Annotated in this window: 11 protein-coding genes and 1 pseudogene; 5 read left to right on the forward strand and 7 right to left on the reverse strand. The window is 71.2% G+C overall.

Translation table 11 applies throughout. The features are described 5' to 3' along the window. Positions 1–64 precede the first annotated feature (64 nt). Complete coding sequence (locus tag AC6EI4_RS11505; RefSeq protein ID WP_498451524.1) at positions 65–1,510, reverse strand: HNH endonuclease signature motif containing protein; 1,446 nt, start codon at positions 1,508–1,510, stop codon at positions 65–67. Between the two features lie 330 nt (positions 1,511–1,840). On the opposite strand from AC6EI4_RS11505, the gene AC6EI4_RS11510 reads away from it, so the two are divergent. Further along, on the forward strand, positions 1,841–2,080 hold the full coding sequence (locus tag AC6EI4_RS11510; protein ID WP_498451525.1) for a hypothetical protein: 240 nt from the start codon (positions 1,841–1,843) through the stop codon (positions 2,078–2,080). A 292-nt stretch (positions 2,081–2,372) separates the two neighbouring features. On the opposite strand, the gene AC6EI4_RS11515 is transcribed toward AC6EI4_RS11510, so the two are convergent. From AC6EI4_RS11515 to AC6EI4_RS11525, 3 genes are all read right to left on the reverse strand, one after another. Continuing rightward, a complete protein-coding gene (locus AC6EI4_RS11515) occupies positions 2,373–2,726 on the reverse strand; it encodes a cyclophilin-like fold protein (protein WP_498451526.1) in 354 nt (117 codons plus the stop codon). A gap of 207 nt (positions 2,727–2,933) precedes the next feature. Further along, positions 2,934–4,565 carry an acyl-CoA synthetase gene (locus tag AC6EI4_RS11520; protein WP_498451527.1) on the reverse strand — a complete coding sequence of 544 codons (1,632 nt, stop codon included), beginning with the start codon at positions 4,563–4,565 and terminating at the stop codon, positions 2,934–2,936. Positions 4,566–4,643: 78 nt separating this feature from the next. Next, a complete protein-coding gene (locus tag AC6EI4_RS11525; RefSeq protein WP_498424966.1) occupies positions 4,644–5,102 on the reverse strand; it encodes a tellurite resistance TerB family protein in 459 nt (152 codons plus the stop codon). A 98-nt stretch (positions 5,103–5,200) separates the two neighbouring features. Between AC6EI4_RS11525 and AC6EI4_RS11530 the strand changes: the two genes are divergently transcribed. Next, complete coding sequence (locus AC6EI4_RS11530) at positions 5,201–5,419, forward strand: hypothetical protein (protein WP_498451528.1); 219 nt, start codon at positions 5,201–5,203, stop codon at positions 5,417–5,419. Positions 5,420–5,625: 206 nt separating this feature from the next. Here AC6EI4_RS11530 and AC6EI4_RS11535 read toward each other — a convergent pair. Continuing rightward, a pseudogene (locus AC6EI4_RS11535) lies at positions 5,626–6,453 on the reverse strand (MFS transporter); the annotation flags it as partial. A 25-nt stretch (positions 6,454–6,478) separates the two neighbouring features. Then, entirely contained in the window at positions 6,479–7,645 is a 1,167-nt protein-coding gene (locus AC6EI4_RS11540; RefSeq protein ID WP_498451529.1) for an acyl-CoA dehydrogenase family protein, read from the reverse strand. A 168-nt stretch (positions 7,646–7,813) separates the two neighbouring features. Between AC6EI4_RS11540 and AC6EI4_RS11545 the strand changes: the two genes are divergently transcribed. Genes AC6EI4_RS11545 through AC6EI4_RS11555 form a run of 3 tightly spaced genes read left to right on the forward strand, consistent with a single transcriptional unit; the run spans position 7,814 to position 10,611 of the window. Further along, positions 7,814–8,725, forward strand: coding sequence for an ABC transporter permease (locus tag AC6EI4_RS11545; RefSeq protein ID WP_498451530.1), 912 nt, complete (start codon positions 7,814–7,816; stop codon positions 8,723–8,725). Positions 8,726–8,756: 31 nt separating this feature from the next. After that, complete coding sequence (locus AC6EI4_RS11550) at positions 8,757–9,833, forward strand: taurine ABC transporter substrate-binding protein (RefSeq protein ID WP_498451531.1); 1,077 nt, start codon at positions 8,757–8,759, stop codon at positions 9,831–9,833. Beyond that, on the forward strand, positions 9,826–10,611 hold the full coding sequence (locus AC6EI4_RS11555; RefSeq protein ID WP_498451532.1) for an ABC transporter ATP-binding protein: 786 nt from the start codon (positions 9,826–9,828) through the stop codon (positions 10,609–10,611). Before AC6EI4_RS11550 ends, AC6EI4_RS11555 begins: the two co-directional genes overlap by 8 nt. Before the next feature lie 18 nt (positions 10,612–10,629). On the opposite strand, the gene AC6EI4_RS11560 is transcribed toward AC6EI4_RS11555, so the two are convergent. After that, positions 10,630–12,771 carry an oxidoreductase gene (locus AC6EI4_RS11560; protein ID WP_498451533.1) on the reverse strand — a complete coding sequence of 714 codons (2,142 nt, stop codon included), beginning with the start codon at positions 12,769–12,771 and terminating at the stop codon, positions 10,630–10,632. Positions 12,772–12,794 lie beyond the last annotated feature (23 nt).

A 12,794-nucleotide genomic window follows, 5' to 3' on the forward strand; every position in this document is an offset into this window, starting at 1 on the left:
GTGTGGCGCGGACGTGCCACTGACCCCGCCGGGTGGTGCCTGGGCGGGGTGCGGGGCGGGGCACCTACTGGTCGGGTGGAGGCAGGTCCGGCTTGGGCGGGGTGGCGTGCGGATTCGCGCGTCGGCGGTCTCGGGAGACGTCGAGGGTGCCGGTGTGGTCGCGCAGGTACTGGTAGCCCTGGGGGCTGGTCCACAGGTAGCTGCCCTTGTCGAGGGCGGTGTAGCTCCAGGGGCTGTGGGTCTTGTGGCGGTGATGTCGCCGGCAGAGTGGGGCGAGGTTGCATGAGCAGGTGGTGCCGCCGGTGGCGTGGTCTTGGATGTGGTCGCAGTCGGCGCGATGCTGCTCGGGCGTGAGGCGTCGGGCTGGTCGGGTGCACCAGGGGAAGACGCAGGTGTGGTCGATGAGGGTCAGGCGTTCGACGAGGCGGTCGGGGGTCTCGTAGGCGTTGACGTGGACGTGGTCCTCGAGATCGATGACCGGCTTCACGATCACCTGGGTGTCGGGGGTGGCGCACCAGTCGCGGATCTGGTCGACCGAGACGAAGGAGGCGGTGTTCTCCACGCGCGCCAGGTGTACGTCGGTGTCGTCGAGGCCCCGGGCGCGCAGCGCGTCGTGGGAGAGGTGGACGTAGAGCACCACCTGACGCGGTCGCCGGGCCTTATCGGTGTCGCCCTGCGCAGCAGTGTGCGGTTGATCGGAAGCACACGGTGCGTCGGATCCACCGCACTGACCTGCGGCTGCCTCGCCGGCGCCCAGGTCGAGGGCAAGCTGGCGCCGTGCCAGCTCCCCCGCGGCCTTCGCCCGCCGCACGCCCAACGGGTCCACCGACCCCAACGCCTGCTGCTGCGCCGCACCCGCAGCCACCGCAGCGTCGAGGTCCAACGCGTCGGCGAGGTCGAGCTCCCCGCGCACCGTCATGGTGCCGTCGTAGGAGACCTGATCGGTGTCGATGTCGAAACACCGCCCGTCCGCAGCCGCGCGGCGCCGCTGCTCGGCCTCCTCTGGCTGGAACCGCACCCGCGCCTCCTCGACCAACCGGTCCAGGGCGGCGACACCGATCTTGTGCGCCACCGCGGCGACGTGGGTGTCCACGAACCCCGCACCCGCCGGGACCAGGCTCAGCGTCGCGTCCGCGATGCGTCGTGCTTTCCACGCCACGAGGTCCCCAGTCACCACCCGCGCCCAGACCTTCGGCAGCCGGTGGCGCAGCTCGAGAGCCTGACCCACATACCGGCGCCCGGCGTCGGTAGACATGCCGATCGCGAGGGCGAACTCGGTGACCGCGAACTCCGCGACCAGAGGCGCCCCGGGTCCCGCGACCGGGATCCCATGGTCGCCGTACGGCCCGTGGATCACCGCCGCCGCCTCCAACGACTCCACCGAGTGCATCGCCGCCCAGTCCACCGCCAACTGCAGCTGACGAGCCTCGGCCGCATCCGCCGTACCCCGCGAGACCCGCGCGGCAGCCAGCACCGCACGAGCGGTGTCGGGGGTGGCGGTCCGGGTCATGGATCCACTCAAGCAGGCAGCACCGACACTCCTGCCCCCAGAAACCGCCCCGACACGCGGACTGTGGAGAACTCATCCGAAAGCGTTCTCGAAGACGCCCGCTCGCGCTCGCTCCTCAACCACCGAGACGGCTCTCACCCACCGCCGATCGAGGTGAGGGAACCCCACGAGCCACTGATGCGTCCCAGGGAAGTGATGCGTCTCCTCGCGCTGCCCTGCGTGGTCGCTGCGCTCGCCCTGACCGGCGGTTGTGGCGCCGCCCCCGGAACAGCGCAGCCCCACACGGAAGCCACGCCTCCGGCGACGGAGCCCGCCCCTAGGAGGGTGACGGTGAGCGTCAACCACTGCTTCGTCGTCCCTGTCTCGTTCGACGGCGAACAGTGGAACGTGCCGTTCGAGAAGCAGTTCGGCTGGGGAGGCCTGCAGCCCCGGCATTGGCAGGGCACCGGGCTCATGGTGCGCGTGGCCGAGGACCAGGCACGCTACCGCGACGACGGCGGTGCAGTCCGCGTGTTCAAGCCGGTCGACGATCCCGCTGTGCGCCCCGTGGAGACCGCTCCATGTGCCTGAACGCCCGGGTCTCAGCCCGTGCGCCCGAACCGGCCCGCGGCCCCTGACTGGGTCGTTCGTCGGGCCACCCTAGGCAGGCCCGCGTTCACCGGTTCTTCCGCGTACCCGCGCGAGCAGTAGCCAGCACGACGACCTCGCGCTACTAGGAGTCTGCGGGCCCGTAACCAGTTGCCCAGGCGCAGGTTCTTCGCTTCCTGGGCAGTGTCGCGCATGAAGCGATGGTGCTCGAACCCACCCTCGATCGCCGCGCCACTGTCCACGTGACGCAGGAACTCCTACAGCGACATGCTCATCACACCGCCTCGACGGTGGCGGTGACCGCGCCGTCAAGCGCCGCGATGCGCTCAGCGGCATCACCGTCGAGCCTGCCCAGAACCACGATGCCGGGGAAGTACGACTGGTCGCCGTAGTAGAGGACGAGGTGGTTCCCGGGTGCGTAGTAGCCCACGTCGCCAACGTCGGGGTCCATGCCCTCGGGCTGGCCGTCGAGGGAGAGCGGCTCAGGAAGCGGCCCGGTCTTCTCCACCCCGCCGTGGTCGACCATGTCGACGGTCACCGGCACCTGCGCGAAAAGGTCCTGGGAGGCGGCGCTGTCGTCCAGCGTCGCCGTGAAGCGCTGATCGCCGATCGTGATCCTCAGCTGCACGAGGTCCTCCCCGTCGGGCTGGTCATCGCCGGGTCCGCCGTTATGGCACCGATCATGGCAGCAAGCAGCAATTGGTGGCGGTTGCGCCTACTCGTCCTTCAGGGCCCGGTGTGGAGGGGAGGACGCACAGACGCTGTGCTTCATCCCGATCGGGTACCGCGCTCGCGACGTACCGTCCCCTGCGCCGGAGACGTGCCGCTCACCTCGTCACACGCGAGCCTGGTCCGCCAGCACCGCAGCCGCCATCTCCTTCGCCCGCGGGTACTGCGCCTTCCCGGCGGCCGAGCGCGGGATCTTGTCCACGACGGCGAGCACCCGCGGCAGCTTGTAGCCCGACAGCGACGCGCGCAGGAAGCTGCGCAGCTCCTCCAGCTCGACGGTGTGGCCCTCGCGGGGCTGGACCACCGCCGCCACCGCCTGCCCGTACTTCTCGTCCGGGACCCCGACCACGAGCACGTCGTACACGCCGGGGTGTGCCATCAGCGCGGTCTCGACCTCCTCGGGGTAGACCTTCTCGCCGCCGGTGTTGACGCAGTTGGAGCCCCGCCCGAGCAGCACCACCTTGTTGTCGGGCTCGATCCGCGCGAAGTCTCCCGGCACCGAGCAGCGCTCCCCGTCGATCTCGATGAACGTCTGGGCCGACTTCACGGGGTCCTTGTAGTAGCCGACCGGGACGTGGCCCATCCGCCCGAGGCGACCGACCTTGCCTACGTTGGTGGCGGGATCCAGCACCCGGTTGGCCTCGTCGAGCACGACGGTCGAGGGCCCGAGCGAGACCAGCGGGCCGTCGCTGCGGATGTTGCCCACCTCCTGCAGCCCGGTCCCTTGGAAGCCGGTCTCCGAGGCCCCGACGGAGTCGGTGAAGAAGCTGTTCGGGAAGGCGGCCATCCAGCGCTCCTTGACCGAGCGGCTGAAGATGGCGGCCGAGCTGGAGATCGCGATCAGGTCGGGGCAGTCGTAGTCGCCGGCCTCGTAGGTCTCGATCAACGGGCGCGCCATCGCGTCCCCGGTCATGAAGATCAGCTGGACGCCCTCGCGCTCGATGACCTGCCAGGTCCGCACCGGGTCGAACTTCGGCTCGAGGATCGTCAGGTGGCCGGCGAACAGGTGCATCAGCAGCCCCGCCTGCGCTCCACCGTGCATCAGCGGGCTCAGCGGGAAGGTGACCATCCGCCCGTCCTGCTTGGCCTGCTCGGACTGGTCGTACTCCCCCAGCGCCTGGCCGGTCATGAAGTCGATGCCGCCGCCGAGCACCCGCCAGAAGTCCTCGTGGCGCCACATCACGCCCTTGGGGAACCCGGTCGTGCCTCCGGTGTAGATGATGTGGATGTCGTCGGGGCTGCGCTCGTCGAAGTCCCGTTCGGGGCTCTGCCCGGCCAGCGCGTCCTCCCACAGCACTCCGCCGTACGACGAGAAGTCCGCGGTGCTGTCGGGCTCCATCACGTCCGGCATGACCACCAGGGTCTGCAGCTTCTGGTGCTTGGGGGCGCACCGCTCCACCAGCGGCGCATACGAACGCTCGTGGACGAGCGCGACCAGGTCGGCGTTGTCGAAGAGGTAGTCGAGCTCGCCCTCGACGTAGCGATAGTTCACGTTGACGTTGACCGCGCGGATCTTCGTCACCGCCATGACCGCGACCACGTGCTCGATGCTGTTCTTGGCGTAGACGCCAACGTGGTCGCCGGGGCCGACGCCCCGGGAGGCGAGGAAGTGCGCGAGCCGGTTGGCGTCGGCCTCCAGCTCGGCAAGGGTCACCATCCGGTCCCCCACCTTCACGGCGGGCTTGTCCGGGGCGGCATCGACGGCGTGTTCGAAGAGGTCAGCGATGTTGAGGGCCACGCCGGGCACACTAGAACACGTTCTCGTTTGGCGCCAGGGTCGCGGCACGACCGTGCAGACGCCGCCCCTGCGGCAGGCTCAGCCGAGGTCGAACTCCACCGGGTTGATCCCGACGGCGAAGCACGCGTCGCGCACGGCCAGCTTCTCGTTCTCGTCGAAGTTCCCGTCGGCGCCGCCGATGATGATGCCGATCTGGATGACCGCCCGCGCCTGGTCCTCCTTCTTCTTCAGCTTCCCGATCACCTGGAGGACCTCGAGCTTCCCGAAGTCGTAGTCGTTGTTGAGCTTGTCGCAGAAGCCCTCGAAGTCGGTGCGCAGGTCGGCGGCGGGGAAGACCTTGAGGACGTCGTTGCTCGAGATGAGTCCGACGACCTTGGCCCGCTCCCCGGCGTCGACGTTCCCGTCGGCCGCCGCGATCAGGGCGCACATGCCCATCGCGGCCTTCGCGAAGTCCTTGTTCTTGAACTGGCCGACCTTGAGCTGGAGCTGGTCGTTCATGTCGTTGCTGCGCTGCTTGAGCTGGTCCCAGAAAGCCATGGGTGCGTGGTTCCTCTGCGGTGGGCGACTGCGGCCGCGAGCGCGACCCAGGAGTTGCTGCCTCGACCCTACGGGGGTCTGCCCCACCAGCGTCGAAGATGACGAAACCCGCTCGGCGGGCACGATCACGCGGACAGCGGCTGCCGCCGCTCAGGCGCCGCACCGACGGCAGGGCCGCGGCGAGCAGCGAGCCGCCGGCCATCACCGCCACGCAGACCCACAGCCAGGCGGTCAAGCCGGTGACGGCGCTGATCGGGCCGGTGAGCACCAGCCCGAGCGGACGGGCCAGGAACGACCCGACGAGGTCGAAGGAGTAGACCCGGGCGAGCTTGTCTGGGGCGATGTTCTGCTGGATGGACAGGTCCCAGTTGATCGAGAAGAACTCCAGGCCGGCACCGTGCAGGAACGCGCCCAGCAGGAGCAGGGTGAGGGTGTCGCCGAGCGCGATGGCCGCCGGGAAGCACGCCGTCAGCGCCAGTACGACGGTGCCGACGAACAGCCCGCGGCGCGGCCGGAACCACAGCGAGACCAGACCGCCGGCCATGAACCCAGCCATCAGCGTGGCCAGCGCCCAGCCCCAGGCGGCCTCGTCCCAGGCGTCGCGCACGGCGATGGGCCCCAGCACGCCCTGCACCCCGCCGTAGAAGAGGTGGTAGAGGGTCGCCTGCAGGATCAGCGTCCACAGCCAGGTGTGCCGGAGGACCTCGCAGGCGCCCTCCCCCAGCTCGCCCAGCAGCGACGTCGACCCGTCTCCGGCCGGCAGCGGCGCCACCCGGAGCCGGTGGAAGCAGTACGCCGCCACCGCGAACGACGCGGCGTCCACGAGGATCGGCCAGCCCGGACCGGCCAGCGCGACGAGGATGCCGGCGCCGGCGAACCCGCCGATCATCGCCAGGTTCTGCAGCAGCCGTCGTAGCGTCACGGCCGTCGCCAGGAGCTCGTCGGGCACGGTCTGACGGGTCAGGGCCGACGATGCCGGACCGCTCAGCGCGGACAGTGCGCCGTTGAGCATGCCGACCAGGCCCAGCAGCAGGATGCTCGACCAGCCCCCGATCAGGCTCACGGCCATGAACCCGTGCGTGAGCGCGGCCCCGAGCGCCGAGCCCTGCATCAGCACCGCCCGCGGCAGCCGGTCCCCGAGCACGCCGCCGAACAGCGTGGTGAGCACGTTGGTCAGCGCGTAGGCAGCCCCGACGAGCCCGAGCTCGGTCGCCGAGCCTCCGAGGTCGAGCACGGCGAAGGCGAGCGCCACCGGTGTGATGGCGTTGCCCAGGGCGCTGGTCGTGGTGCCGGTGACCAGCCACCGGTAGTCCGGGTGGGCGAGGGGCGACGCGGGCGAGACGAGCGACACGGGCCGATCCTGGGGTCGACCCGCCTCAGCGGAACGCCGACTCGCCCGTCAGCGCCTGGCCGATGACGAGCTGGTGCACCTCGCTGGTGCCCTCGTAGGTCAGCACGGACTCGAGGTTGTTGGCGTGGCGCATCAGCGGGTACTCCAGCGTGATCCCGGCGGCGCCGAGGATCGTGCGGCACTCGCGCGCGATGGCGAGCGCCTCGCGCACATTGTTCAGCTTGCCGAGGCTGACCTGCTCGGGACGCAGCGTGCCGGCGTCCTTGAGCCGGCCGAGGTGCAGCGCGAGCAGCATCCCCTTGCCGAGCTCGAGGGCCATGTCGGCGAGCTTGGCCTGGGTGAGCTGGAAGCCGCTCAGGCTCCGGTCGAAGATCTCGCGCTGAGCGGCGTAGGCCAGCGCCGTCTCCAGGCAGTCGCGGGCGGCGCCGAGCGAGCCGAAGACGATCCCGAACCGGGCCTCGTTCAGGCACGACAGCGGCCCCGACAGCCCCCGGGCGCCGGGCAGCCGGGCGGTGTCGGGCAGCCGCACCCGGTCGAGCACGAGCTCGCTGGTGACCGAGGCGCGCAGGGACATCTTCCGCTTGATCTCCACGGCGCCGAAGCCCGGCGTACCGGTGGGCACCACGAAGCCGCGCACCCCCTCCTCGGTCTGCGCCCAGACCACGGCGACGTCGGCCACCGAGCCGTTGGTGATCCACATCTTGGTGCCGCTGAGCACCCAGTCGTCGCCGTCGCGCACGGCGCGGGTGCGCATCCCGCCGGGGTCGGAGCCGAAGTCGGGCTCGGTCAGCCCGAAGCAACCGATCGCCTCACCGGCGGCCATCGACGGCAGCCACTCCTCCTTCTGCTCCGGGGAGCCGTGCTGCCAGATCGCGAACATCGCCAGCGAGCCCTGCACCGAGACCAGTGATCGCAGCCCCGAGTCGGCCGCCTCCAGCTCCATGCAGGCCAGCCCGTACGCCGTGGCGCTGGTGCCGGCGCACCCGTAGCCCTCCAGGTGCATGCCGAGCACGCCCAGGTCGCCCAGCTCCCGGGCCAGCTCGCGCGCCGGGATGCGGCCCTCCTCGTACCAGTCGGCCACCCGTGGCTTGACCTTGGACTCGACGAACTGGCGGACCGTGTCACGCATCGCCCGCTCCTCGTCGCTGAGCAGGGCGTCGGTGCCGAAGAGCGCGAGCGGTGTCTGAGGCATGGGACTCCTCCGGGAGGTCGGTGGACGTGGCCGCGGTGCCACTGGAGCACACCATCACCGCCAATGTCTCACCATCCGTCTTTACGTCTATGTCTAGTGGATAACTATGCTTTAATCCCTCCGCGTCCTGCGACGCTCCGTCACGGGATCGAAGGAGGCCTGCTCCCCATGACACAGACCCACGCTCCGAGCGCCACGCTCGGCGCCCCACCCTCGGGGCCCCGGCCCCCGCGGGCCGCCTCCGGCGAGCGCGACGAGGTCCGGCGCGCGCGGCGCAGCCAGCGCCTCCGCCGGGCGGCGCTGCACTGCTCGTCGCTCGCGACGCTGGTGCTCGTGTGGTGGCTGGTCACCGAGGCCGGCCTGGTCCGCGCGCTGTACCTGCCCTCGCCAGGGGCGGTCTGGGATGCCTTCGTCCGCGCGAACACCGACCACCCCCTCAGCCCGGGATCCGAGCGGATGGTCCGCGGCGAGCAGAACTACTACCTGTGGGAGCACCTGCTCGCCAGCCTCCAGCGGATCGCGATCGGCGTCGGAGCCGGCGTGGCCGTCGGCGTGCCGCTCGGGCTGGTGATGGGGACGACCTGGCTGGGGACGCTGCTCGAGCCGTACCTGAACTTCCTGCGCTCGCTGCCGCCGCTGGCCTACATCGGGCTGCTCATCGTCTGGTTCGGCATCGGCGACACCTCCAAGATCTGGCTGCTGTTCCTGGCCGCGTTTCCCCCGGTGGCGATGGCCACCATCAGCGGCGTGCGCGGCGTGCGCGAGGACCAGGTCAACGCGGTCCGCTCGCTGGGCGCCTCGAGACGGCAGGTGCTCACCACCGTGGTCCTGCCGGCCACCCTGCCCGAGGTGCTGACCGGGATCCGGGTCGCCACTGGCTTCGCCTGGACCACCGTCGTCGCCGCGGAGATCGCCAACGGCATCCCCGGCATCGGCGGCCTCGCCTACCTGGCCGGCGAGCAGCTGCAGAGCGCGCTGGTCATCGCCTCGATCATCGTCATCGGCCTGGCCGCGATCGCCCTCGACCTCGGGTTGAAGACCCTCGAATCCGTCCTTGTCCCCTGGCGGGGCAAGGCATGACCGCCCGCACGGGCCTTGAGAAGGAGCATCAGTGATCACACCATCCCGGCGAGGTGCGGCCGCCCTGGCCGCCGCCGCGCTCGCGCTGTCCCTGTCCGGCTGCGTGGAGTCAGGACGCAGCACCAGCGCCGCGGCATCGGAGTCCGAGTGCCCCTGGGAGCCCGACGAGTCGGTGACGGCCAGCGCCCGCATCGCCTGGCAGCCCATCCCGAACGCGGACGTGGTGGTCAAGGACCTCGGCCTGCTGGAGGCCTGCATGCCGAACGCGAAGATCTCCTGGGTCCAGGCCGCCTCCGGGGGCGACGTGGTGAAGTACTACGGCTCCGGCGACGTCGACCTCGGGCTGATGGGCTCCTCCCCCGCGACCATCGCCTCGTCGAAGCCCGTCGTCGACGACGTCGACCTCTCGGTGGTGTGGATCCACGACGTGATCGGTGACGCGGAGTCCCTGGTCGTCAGGGACCCGGCGATCAAGGACATCAAGGGGCTGAGCGGCAAGAAGGTCGCGGTGCCGTTCAGCAGCACCGCCCACTACTCGCTGCTGCAGGCCCTGACCGACGCCGGGCTCGAGGCGGGCAAGGACGTCGAGGTGATCAACCTCGACCCCGACAAGATGCCGGCGGCCTGGCAGGGCGACCAGATCGACGCCGCCTGGGTCTGGGACCCGGTGCAGAGCCAGCTCCTCGACGACGGCGGGACGCGGCTGCTCTCGAGCGCGGACACGGCGGAGGCCGGGCGCCCGACGTACGACCTGGGGACCGCCAGCACGACGTTCCTCGAGGAGAACCCGGAGTTCATGGCGCAGTGGGCCAAGGCCCAGGACCACGCGGTCGGTCTCCTCAAGGACGACCCGGACGCCGCCACCGAGTCCATCGCCGCCGTGCTCGGCATCGAGCAGGCTGCCGCGAAGACCCAGATCAAGGGTCTGACCTTCCTCACCGCCGAGGAGCAGGCCGGTGACGAGTGGCTCGGCGGCAAGCTAGCCGAGGACCTCCTCACCACCGCCCGCTTCCTGCTCGACCAGGGCGGCATCGAGGCGGTCGGCACGCAGAAGCAGTACGCCGAGCACGTCGACGCCGCGCCTGCCCGGAGCGTGAGCGGTGGCTGAGCCGGCGCGCAGCGGGCACCAGCGCGAGGTGCAGTTCGAGGCCGTGTCGCATCACTTCACGGTGGGCGGCACCGCCATCCCCGCGCTCGGCCCCGTCGACCTCTCGATCCGGCCCGGCGAGTTCGTGACCCTCGCCGGGCCGTCGGGCTGCGGCAAGACCACCCTGCTGCGTCTGTTGGCGGGGTTCATGACCCCGACCGCGGGCGCTGTCCGCGTGGGCGCCGAGCCGGTGCGCGGACCGGGCGCCGAGCGCGGCGTCGTCTTCCAGCAGTCGACGCTGTTCCCCTGGCTCTCCGTGCGCCGCAACGTGGAGCTCGGCCCGAAGCTGCGCGGGGTGGCGTCGCGCGAGCGCGCCGAGATCGCGCGGCACCACCTCGAGCTGGTGGGGCTCTCGGAGTTCGCCGACCACCGCCCCTACGAGCTCTCCGGGGGCATGCAGCAGCGGTGTCAGATCGCGCGGGTGCTGGCGAACGAGCCCGACATCGTGCTGATGGACGAGCCGTTCGCCGCCCTGGACGCCCTCACCCGGGAGCGGCTGCAGGAGGAGCTCCTGGAGATCTGGCGGGCGACGGGCCGCACGATCGTGTTCATCACCCACAGCGTCGACGAGGCGGTCTTCCTGGGCTCGCGGGTGCTGGTGATGAGTCCGCGTCCGGGTCGGATCGTGCTCGACTGCCCGGCGGTGTTCGGTCAGGGCAGGCAGCCCGCGGCCGAGATCCGCGGCCTGCCGGAGTACGTCGCGCTGACCGAGCGGGTCCGCGAGGCCATCGCCGCCTGACGGCCTCGCGCCGGGCGCTCAGAGCGCGCGCGCGACCCGCCAGGCCGAGTGCACCGCACCCTGGATGTAGCCGACCTCGCCGGCGTCTCCGACCACCTCGACCGGGATGCCCCGCTCGACCAGCTCCTGCTCGAGCGGGGCTCCCGCCGCCACCTCGGAGGCGACGACGACCAGGTCGGCCGGGGCGAAACGCTCGTTGCCCTCGTGGTCGCGGTAGCGCACCGCGGTGGGGGTGATCTCCTCGGCGGTGGCCTGGCGCTCGATCTTCACGCCGTGCTCGGTGGCCGTGCGCACGGTGTTCCAGCGACGCGGCAGCGCCATCGGCAGCCCGGCCTGGGCGCCGCTCTCCAGCACGGTGACCGACTTGCCTCGCTCGGCGAAGAACTCGGCCAGCTCCAGGCCCACCAGCGAGCCGCCGATGACGGTGACGTTCTTGCCGACCGGCAGGAACGCACGCGTCGCGCGGCGCATCAGCTCCGGGTGACGGGTGGCTCCGGTGAGTCGCCCGGCCCGCGCGGCCCAGCGCATCAGGCGCCCGTTGCGGCTCTTGTCGGCAGGCGGGGCCTCACCGGTCCCGGTGAGCAGCGCGCGCAGCGAGTCTCCGGTCTGCACGTGCGCCAGCTCGGCTCCCGGGATGGCCGGCAGCCCGCGGTGTGCGCCGGTGGCGAGCACCACGGTGCTGGGCCGCAGCGCCGCGATCGACTCGGCCGTGGCCCGCTGCCCCAGCTGGACGACGACGCCGAGCCGCTCGAGCTCGTGCTGCTGGTAGTCCAGGAGGGGGCCGTTGGGCGGGGTGGTGAGCTGGGAGAACCAGGCGGAGCCGCCCAGCCGGTCGCCCGCCTCGACCAGCGTCACGCGGTGGCCGCGCTCGCGGGCCACCCGCGCCGTCTCCATCCCACCGGGGCCGCCGCCGACGACGACCACGTGACGCGGGGACACGACGGGCAGGAACGTCGCCTGCTTCTCGTCGCCCAGCGCCGGGTTGACCGCGCAGACCGGGGTGTCGTCCCAGAAGTTCTGCTCGACGCAGACGTAGCAGTTGATGCAGGGGCGCACGGACTCGCGGCGCCCGGCGCGCAGCTTGTTGACCAGCTCGGGGTCCACCAGCAGCTGGCGCCCCATCGCCACGAAGTCGGCGTCGCCGGAGGCGACGATCTCCTCGCCGACCTCGGGCAGGACCCGGCCGACCGCGATCACGGGGATGCCGACGGCGGCCTTCACCCGGCGGGTCTGGTCGCGGTAGGCGCCGACCTGGTTGGGAAGCGGGCCCTTGAGGAAGTCGCGGAACGGGTTGCGACCCCAGCCGGTGACGTGGATGGCGTCGGCTCCCGCGGCCTCGAAGAGGCGGGCGGCCTCGATGCACTCCTCGGTGCTGAGTGCGCCCTCCTCGCCGAACTCCTCGCCGGCCACCCGGACCAGCACGGCCAGCCGGTCGCCGACCATCGCCTTGACCGCGGCGATGACCTGGCAGGCCAGCTTCGCCCGGTTCTCCAGCGATCCGCCCCATCCATCGGTACGCCGGTTGTCGGCGCTGCTGAGGAAGCCGCCGAGGATGTAGCCGTGGGCGCAGTGGATCTCGATCGCGTCGGCACCGGCCTCCATCACCCGGCGGGCCGCCTGGGCGAACTGCTCGATCAGCCAGGTGATGTCGTCCTCGGTCGCCTCGCGGTAGGACGGAGCCTTGCCGGCGGTCACCCCCGCCATCAGCCGCAGCTCCTCAGGGGTGTTGTCGCGCAGCGAGCTGAGGTCCTGCTTGCCGACCGGCTTCGAGGGCACCAGCATCGGCCGGCCCTGGAGAGTGTCCACCCGGGCGACCTTGCCGTGGTGGGTCGCCTGGACGCACAGCAGGGAGCCGGCCGCGTGCACCGCGTCGGCGAGCGCCTTGAGCCCGGGGATGAACCGGTCCTCGGAGAGCGCCGGCTCCTTGAGGCTGGTGGCTCCGACCGGGAACGCCACCGCCGAGGCGGAGGTGATCACCATGCCGGTGCCACCGGCGGCCCGCGCGACGTAGTGCTCGATGTCCTCCGCGACGATCTCGCCCTCGTGGCACACGTTCATGTCCATCGCCGGCATGATCACCCGGTTCGGCAGGGTGATCGGGCCGATCCGGCCGGGAGACAGCAGGTGGGTGAAGCTCTGTCCGGTTCGGCGAGTGCGCATTCTCCCGACTGTAGGGCCGGGTC

Source organism: Nocardioides sp. Z43_10, from assembly GCF_059766615.1.

Coding starts and splice junctions, on each gene's coding strand:
- AC6EI4_RS11505 (WP_498451524.1), bottom strand. CDS start 1,510: ATGACCCGGACCGCCACCCCCGACACCGCTCGTGCGGTGCTGGCTGCC.
- AC6EI4_RS11525 (WP_498424966.1), bottom strand. CDS start 5,102: ATGGCTTTCTGGGACCAGCTCAAGCAGCGCAGCAACGACATGAACGAC.
- AC6EI4_RS11530 (WP_498451528.1), top strand. CDS start 5,201: ATGACGAAACCCGCTCGGCGGGCACGATCACGCGGACAGCGGCTGCCG.
- AC6EI4_RS11540 (WP_498451529.1), bottom strand. CDS start 7,645: ATGCCTCAGACACCGCTCGCGCTCTTCGGCACCGACGCCCTGCTCAGC.
- AC6EI4_RS11545 (WP_498451530.1), top strand. CDS start 7,814: ATGACACAGACCCACGCTCCGAGCGCCACGCTCGGCGCCCCACCCTCG.
- AC6EI4_RS11560 (WP_498451533.1), bottom strand. CDS start 12,771: ATGCGCACTCGCCGAACCGGACAGAGCTTCACCCACCTGCTGTCTCCC.